Annotated in this window: 14 protein-coding genes; 6 read left to right on the top strand and 8 right to left on the bottom strand. The window is 59.2% G+C overall.

Annotated features, from left to right (window positions below):
- Nucleotides 1-86 precede the first annotated feature (86 nt).
- Nucleotides 87-956: an alpha/beta hydrolase gene (locus tag R0125_RS08615; protein WP_317237848.1), complete on the top strand. Its 870-nt coding sequence runs from the start codon at nt 87-89 to the stop codon at nt 954-956.
- A gap of 231 nt (nt 957-1,187) precedes the next feature.
- Here R0125_RS08615 and R0125_RS08610 read toward each other — a convergent pair whose 3' ends face one another.
- Together R0125_RS08610 and R0125_RS08605 are read right to left on the bottom strand one after the other, a co-directional pair.
- Nucleotides 1,188-2,975 carry a DUF4394 domain-containing protein gene (locus R0125_RS08610; RefSeq protein ID WP_317237847.1) on the bottom strand — a complete coding sequence of 596 codons (1,788 nt, stop codon included), beginning with the start codon at nt 2,973-2,975 and terminating at the stop codon, nt 1,188-1,190.
- A gap of 154 nt (nt 2,976-3,129) precedes the next feature.
- Nucleotides 3,130-4,101 carry a hypothetical protein gene (locus R0125_RS08605; RefSeq protein ID WP_317237846.1) on the bottom strand — a complete coding sequence of 324 codons (972 nt, stop codon included), beginning with the start codon at nt 4,099-4,101 and terminating at the stop codon, nt 3,130-3,132.
- Nucleotides 4,102-4,613: 512 nt separating this feature from the next.
- Here R0125_RS08605 and R0125_RS08600 point away from each other — a divergent pair.
- The 3 genes from R0125_RS08600 to R0125_RS08590 all read left to right on the top strand — a co-directional run bounded on the left by R0125_RS08600 (nt 4,614) and on the right by R0125_RS08590 (nt 10,183).
- Nucleotides 4,614-6,812 (top strand): TIM-barrel domain-containing protein, encoded by a 2,199-nt coding sequence (locus R0125_RS08600; protein WP_317237845.1) that lies wholly within the window; start codon nt 4,614-4,616, stop codon nt 6,810-6,812.
- 160 nt (nt 6,813-6,972) lie between these two features.
- Entirely contained in the window at nt 6,973-7,626 is a 654-nt protein-coding gene (locus tag R0125_RS08595; protein WP_248183633.1) for an ABC transporter ATP-binding protein, read from the top strand.
- Nucleotides 7,616-10,183 (top strand): ABC transporter permease, encoded by a 2,568-nt coding sequence (locus R0125_RS08590; RefSeq protein WP_317237844.1) that lies wholly within the window; start codon nt 7,616-7,618, stop codon nt 10,181-10,183. The genes R0125_RS08595 and R0125_RS08590 overlap by 11 nt, the downstream gene beginning before the upstream one ends.
- Nucleotides 10,184-10,192: 9 nt before the next feature.
- Here R0125_RS08590 and R0125_RS08585 read toward each other — a convergent pair whose 3' ends face one another.
- Nucleotides 10,193-10,939, bottom strand: coding sequence for an SDR family oxidoreductase (locus R0125_RS08585; protein WP_248183579.1), 747 nt, complete (start codon nt 10,937-10,939; stop codon nt 10,193-10,195).
- 193 nt (nt 10,940-11,132) lie between these two features.
- On the opposite strand from R0125_RS08585, the gene R0125_RS08580 reads away from it, so the two are divergent.
- On the top strand, nt 11,133-11,948 hold the full coding sequence (locus tag R0125_RS08580; protein ID WP_248183577.1) for an alpha/beta fold hydrolase: 816 nt from the start codon (nt 11,133-11,135) through the stop codon (nt 11,946-11,948).
- On the top strand, nt 11,949-13,490 hold the full coding sequence (locus tag R0125_RS08575; protein ID WP_317237843.1) for a PAS domain-containing hybrid sensor histidine kinase/response regulator: 1,542 nt from the start codon (nt 11,949-11,951) through the stop codon (nt 13,488-13,490). It begins immediately after the preceding gene.
- 330 nt (nt 13,491-13,820) lie between these two features.
- Here the strand turns inward: R0125_RS08575 and R0125_RS08570 are convergent, their stop codons facing one another.
- The 5 genes from R0125_RS08570 to R0125_RS08550 all read right to left on the bottom strand — a co-directional run bounded on the left by R0125_RS08570 (nt 13,821) and on the right by R0125_RS08550 (nt 17,824).
- Nucleotides 13,821-14,222: a hypothetical protein gene (locus R0125_RS08570; protein WP_317237842.1), complete on the bottom strand. Its 402-nt coding sequence runs from the start codon at nt 14,220-14,222 to the stop codon at nt 13,821-13,823.
- Between the two features lie 141 nt (nt 14,223-14,363).
- Entirely contained in the window at nt 14,364-15,188 is an 825-nt protein-coding gene (locus R0125_RS08565) for a MipA/OmpV family protein (RefSeq protein ID WP_317237841.1), read from the bottom strand.
- A 242-nt stretch (nt 15,189-15,430) separates the two neighbouring features.
- Nucleotides 15,431-15,760 (bottom strand): hypothetical protein, encoded by a 330-nt coding sequence (locus tag R0125_RS08560; protein ID WP_317237840.1) that lies wholly within the window; start codon nt 15,758-15,760, stop codon nt 15,431-15,433.
- Nucleotides 15,761-16,002: 242 nt separating this feature from the next.
- Complete coding sequence (gene rho / locus R0125_RS08555) at nt 16,003-16,968, bottom strand: transcription termination factor Rho (protein WP_317237839.1); 966 nt, start codon at nt 16,966-16,968, stop codon at nt 16,003-16,005.
- Nucleotides 16,969-17,128: 160 nt separating this feature from the next.
- Nucleotides 17,129-17,824, bottom strand: a complete 696-nt coding sequence (locus R0125_RS08550; protein ID WP_248183570.1) for an NrdJb — start codon at nt 17,822-17,824, stop codon at nt 17,129-17,131.
- Nucleotides 17,825-17,836 lie beyond the last annotated feature (12 nt).

Here is a 17,836-nt window from a genome sequence, read left to right as displayed (position 1 = left end):
TCAAACTTGACGTCAAGTTCAGGTTTTCGCATGATCCTGTCACAACAACACCAACAGAGCATCGAATACGGCGCCGGGAGAACAGCATGCGACCACAACAATGGCAATCCAGAGGCAGGACACTCAACATCAACGGGTTCCGGATTTTTGTTGTGGATGAGGGCCAGCCGGATCAGGACACCATCCTGCTGATCCACGGCTTTCCGACCGCAAGCTGGGACTGGCACAGGATCTGGCCGGCGTTGCGGCCGTCCTACCGGGTGGTCGCCATGGACATGCTTGGCTTCGGATTCTCCGACAAGCCGGGTCGCCACCGCTATTCCATTCATGGTCAGGCCGATGTCGTTGAGGGTGTGGTTCGGCAACTGGGGTTGGGGCGCTTCCATGTACTGGCCCACGATTACGGCGATACCGTCGCCCAGGAATTGCTGGCACGGCAGAACTCCGGTGAGGGGGCCGGGCAGTGGCAGTCCGTGTGTTTTCTCAATGGCGGCCTGTTCCCCGAAACCCACCGAGCCTTGCTGACCCAGAAACTCCTGCTCAGTCCCCTGGGCCCGCTGTTCAACAAGCTATCCAACAAACGCCGATTTGACAGCGCCATGGCCCGGGTGTTCGGTCCGGACACCAAACCGGACGCCCGGGAGCTTGAGGACTTCTGGGCGCTGGTCAACCACAACAACGGCAAGCACATCTTTCACAACCTGATCACCTACATGAACGACCGCAAGCAGCATCGGGAGCGCTGGGTCAGCGCGATTCGCGACGCCAGGGTACCCGTGGCACTGATCAACGGGTCTCTGGACCCGGTTTCCGGCGCCCATATGGTGGCGCGCTTTCGGGAACTGGATCTGCCTCTGGCCTGGTTCGGTGAGCTCCCGCGTATCGGGCATTATCCCCAGATTGAAGCCCCGGGTGAGGTGTCCGGCTCTTATCTGAAATTCCTGGAACAGCTTTGAGACATCTTTCCGGGCGCGGGCGTCTGATCTCGTAGCAACAGCGTAATCATAGAGTCTATTTACTAAGGAACCCGCAACCATGTCTCAGCACAAACCTTCCCAGGAATCCTCAGACTCGCATCGGCTCCCTTGTCGGGGATGCCTCCCTGACTGTCCGAATTATGCATCCTGCGACGGTAAGCCATGGCGGACCGTGAAAACGCCTGAGGCTCATTGATCTTGCGGCTCTCTTTATTCGATCTCCGTGCTTTCCGGAATGAACACAGAGATCGCGTTCACCCCTTCTGCCGCGTTTGCGCCGCCAATCACCCCCACAGCTGCAGCGGTACCGTCACTTAGGCTGACCGTGTACAGGGTGGAGGCTGTTTCGTTCGCAGCTCTCAGGGCCGCATAGGCGGTTCCAGCCTGGACAATGTCCATGCTTTGCTGGATCAGGCCATCGGAGGGCAGCGTCAGGCCCTCTGCCAGACCATCACCGACGGCCACAAGGGCTCCGTCATTGGGTACGGCGACCCGCGCCAGGCCACTGTTGCGAGCATCAACCAGGTACTGGAAATCCAGGCTCGGTGTGGCGTTCATCAGCTGCATGGGAGCGGCGCGGTAGGCCACGGCCACGGGAATAGGCGCCATGGTGTCATCCAGCCGCACCGTGCCATCGACAAAGGCAAACCCGGTGTCGCGGGCCATGCCGGCCAGCTCGCGGTCCTGATCAAGGTTCACTCGCAGGTTCTGGCCGGCATCGCCGATGATGCGGAGCAGATCTGCACGGGGGTTGAAGTCAATATCGAAGCGACGGCCTGAAAGGCTCTCAGACAAAGTTGCAAGCTCTGTTGCCTGAGCGGTGTCTGGCGTGGAAGGAAGTATCGGAAGTGGGATTGGCAGGACAGAACCGCCTTCCGTGATTGTGATGCTATAAATTCTGCCGCTGTCTGCCACTGCGTATAGTCCGTTGTTCTCGGCTTCTGGGCTGGTTGTTCGGAAATCAAAGCCGACGATAACGTCTCCCATCATCACTCCATCTAATGGAATGGTGCTTTCAAAGCTGGCGAGAGGGGTTCCGGAGTCTGGATTGGCTGGGTCCAGTTCAAAAATCTGCAGCTGGAAATCGTCCGTATCGAGCTGCTCATAAAGAATAAACTCGCGCGGTTGTGCGTTTGCGGCCACGGTGAGATCCATAAAGTCACCACTGGCTTGCGGGAGCTCCTTGAGTAACGTGGTTTCAGCGTTCGCCGGATCAATGGAATAAAGGCCTACAGTGCCGTCCACATCGAACACGGCATAGTGTTCATTGCTGCCGTCAGCGGTGGTCAACACGTTGTAGCCCTTAACATCCAGGCTGCCGGCCGCTTCAAACAACCCACCAATTCGGGTGAGCAGGCCCACATTGGGGTTCTGCTGGTAGAACGTTCGGGAGTCGGCACTGATCACATACATCTGCGTGCCGTCCTGATCCGGATTCACATTGGTGTACGCGGTGGCCACCACACCCTGCAGGTAACCAAACTTGCCGTCCACCAGCGCTTCCATCATGGCGCTCTCGACCAGAGCGGGGGACCCCATGCGGAAATTCTGCCGGGCGTCGCTGATCAGCCGCAGGGCGTTGGCGGCGGGGTTGAAATCGATGTCGTAACGCGCGCCCTGTAATTCGCCAATACTCGCGGTCACCTGGGTGGTTTGGGCGGTCATGGGGTCTACGAGTAACAACTCACCCATGGCGGTGAGTGCAAACAGTTCGCCGGAAGCCGGGCGGAAATCCAGCCCCACCACATCCCCCGCAGCGTCCAGTGGCCCGATGACGGCGATTGCCGAGGGATCGGATACCGGGAACCGGACCAGGCAATTACTTTGGGAGGTTACGGCCAGCATGTCGTCAGTTGTCAGGGCCGCAAGGTCGCTGGCCGGTGTGCAGTCGAGTAGGTTGTCGCCGGCGCGGCTGCTGGAGCCAGAGCCTCCATCGAAACAGCCAGCCAGTGAAACGGCCACAGAGAGCATTGAGACAGTAAATACTTTATTGTTCATTACAGATATCCCTTCGCTGATTGTTATTACTGAACAAACGGGTGGCGCACAAAATCGCAGGCACCGGGCCTGGCGTTCCTGGGTATTCAGATTCAGCTACGGAACTGGTGAGCGAAAAGTTGCGTTCCGCTGGGTACGAGGGTGGGGTTGGGGTTCAGCCGAACAGGATATCGATGAGGTTCAGGCCGCCATCTTCTTCATCCTCCTCCTCTTCGTCATCATCATTGTCCCCGCCACCGCCGTTCCCGGGGTTTTCATCGACCGGTGGTTCTGGCTCAGGTTCTGGCTCAGGTTCTGGCTCGGGCTCAGGCTCAGGCTCAGGCTCAGGCTCAGGCTCTGGCTCTGGCTCTGGTTCAGGTTCGGGTTCGGGTTCAGGTTCGGGTTCGGGTTCGGGTTCGGGTTCGGGTTCAGGTTCGGGTTCAGGTTCAGGTTCTGGCTCGGGCTCGGGCGTGGCGGGGGAAGTGAGCGCCTCGGGAATGCTCCCAAGGTTTCCGCTAGAGATCAGGTTCACCAGCTCCTCATAGTTTGCGATGGTAGGACTGTCTGCCAGCGCAGCGGAGAACGCCTCAAGCAGTTGGTCTGCGTCGTCGTTGATTTCAAATCGGGTAGAGAAAGGATCGAAGTCGTCCCCGGGGAAAGTGTAGTTTTTTTCCTGCAGCGTATTCAGGAACAGGTTTTTCTGCTGCTCCAGTTCACCCACTGCGGTTGTTCGATCTTCCTGATCAAACCACGTGGTGGGCGTAATTGTCGCAGTCAGAGCGATAATCAAGTCAGTGAACGGCGTAATGTTGACTGTACCAGGAGCGTCCGTATAGCTGTGCAGGCGCTGCGCTGTACCCTCGCCCGTTACCTGCAGGGCACAGGGCAGGGAAGACGTCTCTACCTGCCCTTCAAAACCACCGCTGTCATCGGTAGTGACTGTTTCGATAAAACCTTCGCCTTGGGCACACCGCGCAGCAACAGGTGCGTTGGCGATTGGCGCACCAACCGCCGCCCGCCCGGACAGAATCGCCAGCTGATCACCTGCGATATCGCCCGAGTCATCCTGCGAAGGTCCTGATGGGCTGCAACCATTCAATGCCACTGCCAGAGTCAGGACACCTGCTCCCTTTGCGATCCCTGTCATGGTCAAACCCCTGGTCAAAAACCGACAAGCCTGCCGGTGATGATTTGCACGCAAAATGGACGCCACGGAATCGGAAACTGACGGAAAACAGCGTTGCGGAAGGGCCCAGGAGCGCGTGTCATTTCAGGACTGTTTAATAAGCTGACAGTACACATGTGTCGGCTTGCCGGCCGATAGACGCTGCCGGCAGCGGGAAACAGGGGATGCGAATTGACCGCGGTATCCGCGCTGCGGACGTTTGGGCCAATGGGTAACAATCTGTCACGTTATAGCGTTGAAAGCCTTAAAAATGATAAAAACTAAAGGCGAACCCCACCATGAAAACCTGTGCTCGGCTCATTCTTATTCTTTTCCTTGGCTACCTGGCTGGGTGTGGTGGCAAAAACTCCGCATCAACTCAATCGGACGGCGCACCGAACCAACCACGGCCGGAGTCCGATTCGCCCCCGATGGTTCCGGACCCGCCTCGTACAACCCTGAATCAAACGCCGGCTACGGTCCAACCTGCCAACGTGCACATACGGGAGGAAGCTGAGCGCATCTATCTGGAAACCGACTATGGCCATGTGGAAGTCGAGCAGAGACCGCTGGCGATACGGTTCTACGATGAGGCCGGCGAGCAAGTGCTAGGCAGTGTCAGCCAGGAGCCGCTCGCGCCGCTGCTGACCCGGCTGCCGTTGCCAACCCGTTTGCTGGGCGGCTGGTCTCAGGTAATGCCACAAGCGCCAGCTTTGTACGCACCGTTCACCTTTATGGTCGGAACGCCCATGAACATTCAGTTTCCCGCAACCTTCTGGGTTGGCAACATGCTGGCCTCGACCTCGGTGGGTGTTGAATATCGATTGACCGATGTTGAGGAAGTAACGGTTGACGGCAATCAGGTGTTATTGCGCGTGGGCACGTCGGACCCCAGTGGGCGCTTCGCGCGGGTGACCGTGTCGGCGGACGAGAACCACAGCTTCAAGGTATCGGTCAGGGTCGATCGCCTGTTAACCGAGGTGCCTCTGATAGCCGCGAGTTTTGATGCCGGGCTGGACGAGGCGTTCAGGGGCTTCGGCGGCAGGCGCAACAAGATTGATCAGCGCAACGAGGCTTTCCTGAATTGGGCGGAAGAATTCTCCCAGACTCCGGAGCAACTCGAGCCGTTGATTGGCGACAATTTCGGTGATGCATACCAGTTCCCGACCGGACCTCAGGGTGCCTATTACATTCAGTCGCTGTTCGTCTCCAGTGATGGCTATGGTTTCATGCTGGATCGGGATGAGCTCTCCCACTGGCGCATGGCCTCTGATCGCGAGGATGCGTGGCGCGTGGAAGTGGCCGGCGGCGAACTGGATTTTCTGGACGTGCCGGGTGATGAAAAGCATGCCGTCAGCCAACTGTCGGGCATCAATGGCCGGCACCGGCTGCCGCCCCGCTGGTCGTTAGGGCCCATGCTCTCGGAAACTATCCAGGAATTCACGGATACCCCCGAGAACTACACGGTCAAAGTCATGGAATCTCTGGATCAGATCGAGCAATTAGGACTGCCGGTCACTGCGTTTGCCTTCGAGGGATGGGTCGGTACCAAAGCAACAGGCGCTTTCGATGACATCATTGACCGCCTGCGGGCGCAGAACATCAAACCTTTGACCTACTATCGGGCTTTTGTCGGTCAGACCGAGGATGAGCTGGAGGAACCAGAGGTATACACCGAGGCCGTGTCACGGGGCTATGTCGCCGAGAACGTATTGGGTTTGCCTTATATTTTTGGTTCGCCGTTGATGGGTGGTGTCGCTGCCCTGATCGATTTCACCAACCCGGAAGCATTCGAGTGGTGGAAAGCGCGCATCAAAAAAGGTCTGGAAGAGGGCAGCGAAGGCTTCATGCAGGATTTTGGCGAGCAGGTGCAGGTGGACATGGTGTTCCACGATGGCAGCTCAGGTATCGCGATGCATAATCGAAATGCGGCGCTGTTTCACCAGGCAACCCGGGAAGCGTTTGATGAATTTGCGGCTGCAAATCCCACCAGAGAGCCGTGGTTCTTTGTGCGGTTTGGCAATTCCGGGCGCAGGGGGTCAGCGCATTATGAATCCGCCAGTTGGCCGGGTGATAACACCGCAGACTGGAGCCGCGCTTCCGGTATCGGCTCGGTGATCCCGGACATGCTGAATCGCAGTGTTGGCGGGGCTTATGGTTTCGTGACTGAAATTGGCGGCTACATCGACACGCTGGGATCGATCGACTCGGACTTGCTCATTCGATGGGCTCATCACGCATCACTGATGCCGGTGTTCCGGCAGCACGGTGGGCCGGTCAACGGCACCCCGATGCCCTGGCGATTTGATGACCCCCAGGTGATTGCGCAGTACCGGAAAGCCATGGAGCGGCACGTGGCAGCCCAACCCCTGATTTACCGCCTGTGGCAGGAAGCCCTCGCGACGGGCGTACCGATTACGCGCCCGCTGTGGCTTGAGTACCCGAATGATCCGGAAGCTGCACGCCAGGATCAGCAGTTCATGCTGGGGTCGGACGTGCTGGTGGCGCCCGTGGTAACTCCGGGCACCGGGGGCAGGGAAGTCTACTTCCCTGAGGCATGTTGGCGACACCCGGAAACCGGTGAAACTGTGCAGGGGCCGCAGACAAAATTCATGCTGGCGGCAACCGACGAGCTGCCGTACTTCTTTCGCTGCGGCACGGCCCCATTCCCGGTGCCGGAGAACGGCTTCTAGCTTCTGATCTGGCGCAGATCGGCCGGGTCTGCGGGCGCGTCGTTGCGGATAGCATCGTCTTTGACGGATTGTGCGCCAGTCGCTTGGGCTGCGCGTACACTACCCTGTCAATGCCTGATGCTCCCCAACTCAAAGGTGCCCCGTGTCCCACAGCGTCCAGATGACCGATATCCACCTCAGTTACCCCACAGAATCCGGCAACGTGGCGGTTCTCAGCAGCGCATCACTGAATGTGCCGCCGGGTGAGACGCTGGCCATTACCGGCCCGTCCGGAAGCGGGAAAACTTCGTTGCTGTTGCTGCTGTCGGGGCTTCAGCGACCGGACCGGGGCGAGATCCTGGTGGGCAACCAGCGCCTGGGGGAGATGGACGCTGACACGCTGGCGGACTGGCGTAGCGAGCACCTGGGTATTGTATTCCAGTCTTTTCACCTGCTGCCGGGGCTGACCGCGCTCGGTAACGTCAGTCTGCCGCTGGAGATTGCCGGGCAGTCAGATGCCCGTGAGCGTGCCGTTGCCATGCTGGAAGCGGTGGGGTTGACCCATCGGCTGCAACACTACCCGGGCCAGCTTTCCGGCGGTGAGCAACAACGTGTGGCGATTGCCCGGGCACTGGTTCATCAGCCCAGCCTGCTACTGGGGGATGAACCCACCGGCAACCTGGACCACAAAACCGGCGAGAAAGTGCTCTCGCTGCTGTTTGATCTCCACCAGGAAAGCCGGTCTACCCTGGTGTTGGTCACTCACGACGAGCGGGTAGCGGAACGCTGCCAGCACCGGGTGCGGATGGAAGGCGGGTGCCTGTATGAGATCTGACACCGCCACCCGGCCCCGGTGGATGCTGACGTTCGCGATTACCGATCTCAGGTCCCGTCTCTCCGCACTCAAGGTGTTCCTTGCCTGCCTGATCCTGGGCGTCACTCTGGTGGCGGCCACTGCGAGCCTGTACCGGGTTATCGAGCAAAGCCTGCTGGCGGACACCCGCGCGTTGCTGGGCGGGGATGTGGAGCTGGATGCCAGTGAGCCGCTACCGGGTGACGTGCTTCAATGGATCCGTGACACCGGTCGAATTTCCCTGGTCCGGGACTTTGAAACCATTGTCACGGGGAATGACGGCGAAGGCTTCTTCAGAGCCAAGATCCTGATTCCGGACGCGGCCTACCCGCTCTACGGGGAGCTGCAACTGACCCCGGACCAGCCCCGCGCCGACCTCAATGCCAACGAGAACGGTCTCTGGGGCGCCATCATTGATCCGTTGCTGGCCGAGCGTCTGGGCCAGTCCGTGGGAGACGAGTTCCAGATCGGCGCAGCCACCTTTCGCATCAGCGGTCTAATCGACGCGCAACCGGATCGCAACCTGAACGCCAACTGGCGCGGCCTGCCGATCATGATTTCGGAGCAGGCGGTTGAAGCCACAGGCCTGATTCGCCCGGGTAGCCGGGTGGATTATGAATACCGGGTACAGACCGACCAGGACCTGGACGTCTGGCTGGATGAATTCGAACAGGCCTTTCCCGAACCCGACTGGGACACCACCACCTTTGCCGAACGCAGTGAGCGGATTTCCGAGCGGCTCGACCAGATTGCCACCGCGCTTATTCTGATTGCGTTCACCACACTGTTCATCGGCGGTCTCGGGGTGGCCAACAGCATCCACGCCTACCTGGATGAAAAACTGGGTACCATCGCCACCCTGCAGACACTGGGCCTGCGCCGCAAACCGCTGGTGGGCATCTACCTGCTGCAGATCGGTATTCTTGGCAGCCTGGCGGGGCTTGTGGGTGGTGGCCTCGGGTTGGGTTTTTCGGCCGTGGCCATCAGCCTGGCCGGCGATGCCTACGCGTTGTCCGCTCCTGGCAGTGCGGGTGAGGGGATCTCGCTGTGGTTGCTGCCCTTGCTGCTGAGCTGGCTGTTTGCAGTACTCACCGCCTATGTTTTCGCCCTGCCGGCGCTGGCAAGAGCGCTGGCGGCCTCGCCGGCCGGGCTGTTCCGGGGCCAGGTGCAGGCTGCCCGCCACGAACCGCGCAGTTGGCGCATCGCCAGTTATCTGCTGCTGGCGGTCTATATCTCCGCCACCCTGTTCTGGCTGCCATCGCCGCAATTGGGCTTCCTGTTCCTGCTGGCGGTGGTGGTGCTCTGGGGTTTGCTGGAAGGCATTATCAAGGGGCTGCGGCGCGGTGCCCGGGCGCTGGAGGCCAGCGGCTTTGCCGATCGGAATTTCGCCCGGCGACTGGCGCTGGCCAATCTCCATCGGCCGGATTCGCCCTTGCGCGCCACGCTGCTGTCGCTGGGTACCGCACTCACTCTGGTGGTGGCTTGCACGCTGATAGTGGCCACATTGTTGCGGGCGCTGGAAACCACCATACCCGAGGAATCGCCAGCGCTGATCCTGTACGAGGTGTTTCCGGATCAGAGGGACGCCCTCGAGTCTGGCCTGACATCTCTTGACCCGTCGAGCCGGGCCGAGCTCCTGCCACTGGTTCGCGCCCGCATTAAGGAGATCAACAACGCACCCATCGCAGAGGTGCTTGCTGATGACCCGCAAGCACGCCGTGAAGCCATGGGGGACGAATACAAGCTGACCTATCTGTCGGGTAACCCGGAGGGGTTGGAGTTGGTGGAAGGCGACTGGTGGGCATCACCCGCGCCCGAAGGCGAGCCGGCCTACATGGCCATGGAAGATCGGGAAGCCTACCAGCTCGGCCTGAGCGTGGGTGACCGGATCGCATTCACCGCCCAGGACCAGCCCATCGCCGCGGAGATCCGGGCGATCTACCAGCAAAAGGGCCTGCAGACCCGGTTCTGGTTTGAGGGGATTCTCCAGGACGGCGCGCTGGACGGACTGATCAGTTTGCACGTAGGGGCGGTCTACCAGAGTGACGAGGCCGCCAAAGCCTCTCAGCAATGGCTGGCCAAAAACCTCCCTAACGTGATCACGTTGCGCACCGCCAATTGGCTGGAAACCGCCAGCAATTTGCTCAACAAGGCGGCTGCCGGCCTCGCTGCGGTCGCCATTGTCAGCCTTCTGGCCAGCCTGCTGGTGTTGTCGAGCGTGGTGAGTGTCAGCCGCCGCCGGCAGCTGTATGAGGCCAACCTGCTGCACTGCCTGGGGGCCCGGCATCAGGCCATCCGCCAGTCCATGTTGCTGGAAACCGGCCTGCTGACCGTGTTAGCGACGGTATTCGCGACCGCACTGGGCGCCCTGATTACCCTGCCCGTTGCGGCCACCGCACTGAAGCTGCCAGCCGGGGATCTGTGGTGGCTGGGTGCTCTGGTGGCCGGCGGTGTCAGCGCGCTGGCGCTGCTGGCCGGCCTGCTGCCGACCCTGCGGGCGATGCGGCTCGACCCGGCGGTTCTGTTACGGGATGGGTGAGTGAGCCCGTCACATGGCTTTGGCGAACAGCCGGAAAGGCATGGACTTCAACACATAACTGAGCGGTGTCCACGGCCACCAGGGCACGTAGGCGCGGCGTTTTTCGGAATCAATGGCCTTGACCAGCGCCTTGACGCCGGTGTCCAGATCCACCCGGAACGGCGCGTCCTTGGTGTCGCGGTTGATGTCCGTGAGAATGTAGCCCGGCAGAATGTTGCTGACGTTGATCGGCTTGCCGTCGGTGTCCAGCTGCAGGCCCTCAGCCAGCGAGGCCACGGCGGCCTTGGTGGCGGCGTACACATTCAGTGGGCCGCGGAACCCGCGAACACCGCTGACCGAGGACATCAGCACCAGGTGGCCGCTGTTCTGTTCGCGGAAAATCTCCATGGCCGCTTCACTCTGGGCAATCGCGGCGATGAAGTTGGTTTCCGCGGTGTGACGATTCGCCGCAAAATGCCCGCGGCCGATCGGCTGGGAGCTGCCGATGCCTGCATTCACCACCACCCGGTCCAGGCTGCCCAGTTCCTCCCGAAAGCCCCGGAACACCTCGAAGACCTGATCGTAGTCGCACACGTCCAGGCTTCTTACCAGCACCCGGATCTCGGGGTGGGCCTGCTGCAGTTCCCGCTGCAGCGCCTCCAGCTTGTCAGCCCGCCGGGCGCACAGCGCCAGATTACAGCCCTTCGCGGCCCACTCACGGGCCATACCTTCGCCGAGACCGGTGCTGGCACCAGTGATCAGAATGTTCTTTCGCATGGGTTTACCTTGTTGATTTCCGGAAATATGCAACCAGACTAGCATGAGCCGGCTGTCGGAGTGGACTCTTCGCAAATCGTGGTCCCGTTCAGGTTTTCACTTGGGTTTCCAATTCCCGCTTGGAGCTCCCTTGTGATGGGTCTATGCTTGATGTGAGGGGCCCACACCGGGCCATCGGCAGATGGAGTCGCTGGTGAACCGACAGAAAATCGTCCAGAGGAACAACGTCCACCTGATTGGAAGTGGATCCCGCGTCATGATGCTTGCCCATGGTTTTGGTTGTGACCAGACCATGTGGCGATACCTGATCCCGCGGCTGCGTGAACATTACACGTTGGTGCTGTTTGATTACGTCGGCTCCGGCGGCTCGGATATCGCCGCCTTTGATGCGGATCGTTACGGTTCCCTTGAGGGCTATGCGAAGGACGTTACCGAGATCTGTGAGGCGCTCGAGCTGAAGGACGTGATCTTCGTGGGCCACTCGGTCAGCAGCATGATTGGTCTGATTGCGTCCCAGTCACACCCGGAGCTCTTTGACCGGCTGGTGATGGTCTGTCCGTCGCCCTGTTTCCTGAATATCCCGCCGGACTATCTCGGCGGCTTCGAGCGGGAGGACCTCCAGGAGCTGCTCGATCTGATGGAGAGAAACTATCTGGGGTGGGCCAGTTTTATGGCGCCACTGGTGATGGGCCGCGAGGCGCCCAAGGAGCTGGTGGACGATCTGGCCAACAGCTTCTGTTCAACAGACCTCAACGCTGCCCGGGTGTTTGCCCGCGCTACCTTTCTCTCGGACTATCGCCACATCCTTCCGGACGCGAGGCACCCCACGTTGATTCTTCAGAGCGAAACCGACGCCCTGGCCGAGCAGAGGATTGGCCGCTTCGTGCACGAACGGATGCCCGGAAGCACGTTTGCGTTGATCAAGGGGGAAGGCCACTGTCTTCATATGACCCACCCTGACCAGGTCACCGACGTTATCCAGCACTTCTGCGCCGACCGGAGCGAATGAATGCAGGAATTTGCCGCCCCCGGCACTGAAAAGTTCCCCTGTGGTTGCCTGGTCACCACGGGGATGGGTACGGCGGGTGATCGCTTGATCGTGTTTGCGAACCGGTATTTCTACGACCGCCTGGGTTTCACCGGCGGCTCCCTGGTGGGGCAACCGCTGGCCTCTGTGCTTACTCCCGCATCCCGCATCATTCTGGACAGTTTCATGCTGCCGATGATCAAGCATGAAGGGAAAGTGGAGGAGATTCTGCTGGAGGTGCTCAGCTCCGATGGGGAGCGCGTACCGGTGGTGGTGAACGCCACCACCGACAGCCCGGGCGAGGAATACATCTACTGGAGCCTGTTCAGAGCCGTTCAGCGCGATCGGCTCTACAAGGAGCTGAACCAGACCCGGGACATGGCCGAGCAGGCGAACCGGGCGAAGTCCCGGTTTCTTTCCAATATGAGCCACGAATTGCGCACCCCGATGAACGCCATCCTCGGGTTCAGCCAGATCCTGAAAGCCGATCCGGCCTTGCCTGGCAGTCACGCCGGCAGCGTTGAGGAAATCATCGGGGCCGGCCAGCATCTGCTGGACCTGATCAACGAGGTGCTGGATCTGGCACGGGTAGAGGCCGGGCAGATTGACCTGTCGCTGGAGCCGGTACCGGTGACCACAGCCGTTAAGGACGTGCTGAGGCTGGTGCGGCCCCTGGCCGATAAACGCCGCATACAATGCCGCCTGACCGGCACCGCCAAACTTGGGGTGTTAGCGGACCGTACCCGCCTGAAACAGGTGCTGCTGAACCTGGTTTCCAACGCCATCAAATACAACCGCGAGGGCGGCGAAGTCACCGTGGATGTGCAGCGTATTCAGGAGAATGGCAACGCCCGGGTGCGGCTATCCGTGACCGATACCGGGCCGGGCATCGACCCGGAAGATCTCGCCGGCCTGGCCACCCCATTCAATCGCTTGCAACGAGAAGAGGCCAGCGTGGAAGGCACCGGCATCGGCCTGACCATCACCCGCCAGATTGTCAAAGCCATGGACGGAACACTGGGCATCAGCAGCGAGGTGGGCGCCGGCAGCACCTTCTGGATTGAGCTGCCCGAGTGCCAGCCAAAGGCGCCGGAACCGGAGATCCCGGTGGAGAAAACCGCAGCAGAAGTTACCGTGCCGGAACAATGGTCTGACATCGTGCTGTACATCGAGGACAACCCGGTCAACCTCAAGCTGGTGGAGCAGTTCGTCCGCCGCCACGGCAAGGCCCGGATGGTACCGGCAGATTCACCGGAGAAAGGCATCGAACTGGCGACGAACCTGAAGCCGGCCGTCATCCTGCTGGATCTGAGCATGCCGAGCATGGACGGCTTTCAGGTGCTGGCAATTCTGAAGGCAAAACCGGAATTGGCGGGCATCCCCATCATCGCCATGACCGCCCACGCCCTGCCCGAGGACATCCACCGAGGCAAGGCCGCCGGCTTTGATGATTACCTCACCAAACCCCTGAAGCTGAAGCACTTCTTTCAGGTGCTGGACCGCTATCTTGCAGACCCGTCCTGAGGACGCTGGAATCAGCCATAGTCACACCCCATCGCAATGTAAAGCGCTCTCACCGCCCGTCAACTGGCTACGCGCGCTTTACCTCATGTTCAACCTAGCGTCTATCTGATCCTGAACGGCGCCATCTTTAGACCATCCACCGGCCAGAGAGTGCGATCCTTGAACGTGTAGGCCTTGGGAGAAATAGATCTGACCCGGTTTTTTGTGGTGTTGAACGCCGTCACCGATCAGCCGGGGGGGGGGGGAGCTCATCTGCTGGACTGCTTCCTGGCGGGCTACGCCCGACCGCCGTGTTCTGAAGCAGGTCCTTGGCAAGGGGTAGGGAATGACTCAGGCGCCACGCCGGGCAAGAACGAACGCGTAGAGAAACAGCAACCCGAACGCCAGGTCATTGATGCCATACCCGGCAATAAAAACGGCGGTGAGGCTGTCCTGCTCCAGGATCGATGAGAACTGGTCAGCCGAGTTCCACCACCAGACGATCCAGGCACCGACATAGAACAGTTTTTCGATAAAGAATACCAGGCAAAGCCAGGGCACCAACGCCCAGGACCGGGCAACGGCAACGTAGGCCAGGCCCCACACCAGAATCATCGCTTGCCCGAAAACAGAGAACACAACGGGGTCGGCGAACGTGAGCACGTCGTTGGTGAACCCTCTTGAAATCATAAGCATGCCAATAATGTTCACTGCGCCAGCAGCCAGAAATGCAGGACCAACCCAACGGCTCATTCGCGAATCTCCCATGAAATGAAAAAACACAGCATAGTACGAAAATCATCTGGTTGTGGTTATTCGCAGGTTCAAACGTCCGATAATTGAGTTCCGACCCCGGGAATCACAGAATGGCCGGCGCTTCGCGCGCCGGGCTCCTCAAAAAACATAAATGAGGCCGATACCGATTTCTGCTTCATAATTATTTCGAGAGATCGGGCTATCTGACACGTCACTCCCATAGTGCTCATAAAGAGCCTCGCCGAAGACCTGCCAGCTCTCGCTCAAGTAATCCCGGTAGTTAACATTGAGCCCCACTGACCGATACCCGCTATCAACGTCGGTTTCCGAGATCCCTGAATCTATGGATTGTTTTGTGTCGACACCGAAATCCCGATTGGCGCGCTCACCATCGTGGAACGTAACTGCGGCGCCCACCTCCCAGCCTGTGCCGTCAGGCTGGCAACCCAGACACGTTCCCACGCCGAAAATCCCGAGCGTGCCGACCTTTCCGGTTGATATCCGGCCATCCAGAAAGTAACGCCAGTCCTCTGCAAGGGCATGACGCAGTTCCAACAGGAAGGCCACCCCGGAACTCGATTCGCCCAACCCGTCTAGCCGGCCGTCATCTGAATCGCTTTCTTCACGGCCTTCCTCGTAACCAACAGACGCCTGAAACAACCACGCACCCCCGGCTAGAGCACGCCAGCCGATGGCCTCACCGGCCCAGAAAAATACCTGTTCGCCAGTTCGCCACTGCACACCCCCAGCCGGATCGACCTCAAACTGGAATTCGTCCGAGCCCTCATAAGCCGACTCATATTCAACGCTTAGGCCCAAGCCAACGCCCCAACCATCACCATCTGTAAAATCGACGACCGAGGGGAGGGGAACGAGGGGTATTCTCGCCTCTGTGGCATGAACCGATCCGAAACATGAAAGGACGCCAAGCAATGTGGCGACTTTTAAGCGTATGCTTTTCATGGTTATTCTCCAGGATTGGCGTACTGGCATGAGAGACAACCCGCGTGTTTGATTCCTTCAAACTGCCTTCGCATATCCTGAAAATGTAGGCGCAGTGTACCGAAACCGCCAGAACGGCCAGGCACGGGGGGCGCCGCTGCCAGCTGCTTATACCCCTTATGATCCCCGGTTCAGTTTCTTGCCTTGCGCCGGATCTTTTCCGCGATGAACGGCGCACAAGCGGTCACCGCAAGCACCACCGGCTAGAGGTTGCCATCCTTGAAGGTGTAGGCCTCAAGCATCACTGGCCACGACTTTCCCTGTGCAAGCCCGAAGGAAAACTCGAACGCAAGGGTGAGTGCGAGCCAGCCAAATCCCATCAGCCAGACTTGTCCGGGGCGGTGCAGGTGGAGCCAGGGAAGCGAAAGCCACGCTACGGCAATAATCAGGGCTGAAAGGAGCAGACCGCTCAGGATGAAGGCGGATGGAGTCCCGAATGCTGGAAGAAGTAGAGTCTCGCGGAGCAAGCCGTTAGCGATGGCAAGGGCGAGTATGCTGAACCAGACTGCCAGCGCTTTCAGAGCTTTTAGCATGGGCAGTTGCTCCCTTTAAAACGTCTGGCTTATTGCTGATCGTTCATTTCGGATTGCTGCCAAAAATACCGGCAGTCCCGCTAACTTTGGCACCTCCCCAAACTCCGCATCCCAAGCAGCTTTTCTGGATAAGAAGATATGCGCAGTTGGTGATGGTCGGCCCCGGCAATTGCCCCAGACGACGCATATTGACCGCCACGAGCCATCAACTTTAACCAGGGCTTGACCACCGTAGCCCGGATTTAATTGATGGGCGCCCCGGGGATGTTGTGCAGAAGCTCGGCATTTGTGGGGTACTTCTCTAGCAGCTCAACCAGCCGTTTTGTGCCCTCTAGCGGTTTGAGACCGCTAAGCGCGCGGCGCAACGCTCTTATTTTGTCCAAATCTTTCGGATCCAACAGCAGCTCTTCACGGCGCGTACTGCTTTTCGAAATATCCAGCGCGGGGAAGATTCGCTGATTCGCCACGTCTCTTGATAAAACCAGCTCCATGTTCCCCGTGCCTTTGAACTCCTCAAATATAACCTGGTCCATACGGCTGCCGGTATCAACCAGAACGGTTGCCAGGATGGTCAGCGAGCCGCCATTCTCAAGGTTTCGTGCAGAGCCAAACAACCTCCGCGGGATCTCCATCGCTCGCGCATCAACCCCGCCAGACATCGTACGACCGCTGCTCTTTCGCTCCGCATTGTGCACACGTGCAAGCCTGGTAAGAGAATCAATCACAATCATGACGTTGTGACCCTCGCCAGCTTGTTGGCGGGCGATATCAAGAAGCTCATCGGCAATACGAGCGTGATGAGCATAGCTTTCATCCGAAGAAGACGCGTGTACCTCAGCCGGGACGCTTCGCTTGAAATCAGTGACCTCTTCGGGTCGCTCATCTATCAACAACGCGTAAAGTTTAATGTCGGGATACGCCTTTCCCACCGCCTGGCAAATATCCTTTAAAATCGTCGATTTTCCAGACCCCGGCGGTGCAACGATCAAACCTCGCTGCCCCATTCCAATCGGCGTGATCAAATCCATCGCGCGCACCGTGAGTTTTTCTGAACCCGACTCCAGGCGGATCCCCGGCGTTGGATTGATAGCCACACCGTTTAAAAAACGTTTTTGTGGATCAACCTCAACCATCGCTTCGGCTTCCTTGGCCACTGGTTTGGCGTCTTTATTTGGTTTTCGGGTCAACCCTAATGTCTTTCTCGTCATAGCTTTTGATGGCTCTTGTTTGATAGATATTTTTCGACGTTGGCTGATAACGCCAAAAAACCGTGTGCACAAAATAGGTCTGCCCCGGTGTTCCCCACAAAACAAAAAGGCCCGAAGTTCTCGCTCCAGGCCTCTTCATCACTCATTGCGATCAATCACCTCAACCGCACTTGCTGTCGCCACAAGACAGGCAGGTCGCACATCCGTCCATCACGATCACCGCCTTGGTGCTGCACTTGCCGCACATGGTGGCGTTGGCGGGGTAGTCGCCAACCTTGTCGTCGTTCGTGGCCGTGGTGTGGCTGGCTTCGAACTCGGCGCGCTTTTCGGCGAGGATGCGCTTGGTGGTTTCGCTCATTTCCTCGCTTTCCAGCAGGCCGATGGCTTTCAGATGCTTCTCGATCACCGCGCCGATTTCCGCCACCAGCGAGGGCATGAACACGCCGCCTTTCTTGAAGTAGCCGCCGTTGGGGTCGTACACGCTGCGCAGCTCCTCCACCAGGAAGGTCACGTCGCCACCCTTGCGGAAGACCGCAGAGATAACGCGGGTGAGGGCGATAACCCATTGGAAGTGTTCCATCGACTTGGAGTTGATGAATACTTCGTACGGCTGCCGGCTCTCGTGGTCGGTGTCTTCGTTGAGCAGGATGTCGTTGATGGTGATGTACATCGCATGCTCGCCGATCGGCGGCTTGATCTTGTAGGTGGTGCCCAGCAGGAAGTCCGGCCGCTCGATGTATTCGTTCATCTGTACGGGTTTGACTTCCGGCTGCACAGCCACCTGTTCCTGACTGGCTTCCGGGTCGGCTTTCTTGACGCGGTAGCCGACGATCTTGTTGCTGATTTTAACTGTCATGTTCGTTGTCCT

It is taken from the genome of Marinobacter sp. M-5 (assembly GCF_032911545.1).
Lineage (GTDB): Bacteria > Pseudomonadota > Gammaproteobacteria > Pseudomonadales > Oleiphilaceae > Marinobacter > Marinobacter goseongensis.
The sequence above is the reverse complement of the archived record's forward strand: the minus strand, read 5'-3'. Positions and strand labels throughout refer to the sequence as shown.

What these genes read in the sequence shown, in the direction of transcription:
- R0125_RS08615 (WP_317237848.1), top strand. Translation starts at nt 87, where the DNA reads ATGCGACCACAACAATGGCAATCCAGAGGCAGGACACTCAACATCAAC.
- R0125_RS08610 (WP_317237847.1), bottom strand. Translation starts at nt 2,975, where the DNA reads ATGAACAATAAAGTATTTACTGTCTCAATGCTCTCTGTGGCCGTTTCA.
- R0125_RS08605 (WP_317237846.1), bottom strand. Translation starts at nt 4,101, where the DNA reads ATGACAGGGATCGCAAAGGGAGCAGGTGTCCTGACTCTGGCAGTGGCA.
- R0125_RS08595 (WP_248183633.1), top strand. Translation starts at nt 6,973, where the DNA reads ATGACCGATATCCACCTCAGTTACCCCACAGAATCCGGCAACGTGGCG.
- R0125_RS08590 (WP_317237844.1), top strand. Translation starts at nt 7,616, where the DNA reads ATGAGATCTGACACCGCCACCCGGCCCCGGTGGATGCTGACGTTCGCG.
- R0125_RS08585 (WP_248183579.1), bottom strand. Translation starts at nt 10,939, where the DNA reads ATGCGAAAGAACATTCTGATCACTGGTGCCAGCACCGGTCTCGGCGAA.
- R0125_RS08575 (WP_317237843.1), top strand. Translation starts at nt 11,949, where the DNA reads ATGCAGGAATTTGCCGCCCCCGGCACTGAAAAGTTCCCCTGTGGTTGC.
- R0125_RS08570 (WP_317237842.1), bottom strand. Translation starts at nt 14,222, where the DNA reads ATGAGCCGTTGGGTTGGTCCTGCATTTCTGGCTGCTGGCGCAGTGAAC.
- R0125_RS08565 (WP_317237841.1), bottom strand. Translation starts at nt 15,188, where the DNA reads ATGAAAAGCATACGCTTAAAAGTCGCCACATTGCTTGGCGTCCTTTCA.
- R0125_RS08560 (WP_317237840.1), bottom strand. Translation starts at nt 15,760, where the DNA reads ATGCTAAAAGCTCTGAAAGCGCTGGCAGTCTGGTTCAGCATACTCGCC.
- rho (WP_317237839.1), bottom strand. Translation starts at nt 16,968, where the DNA reads ATGACGAGAAAGACATTAGGGTTGACCCGAAAACCAAATAAAGACGCC.
- R0125_RS08550 (WP_248183570.1), bottom strand. Translation starts at nt 17,824, where the DNA reads ATGACAGTTAAAATCAGCAACAAGATCGTCGGCTACCGCGTCAAGAAA.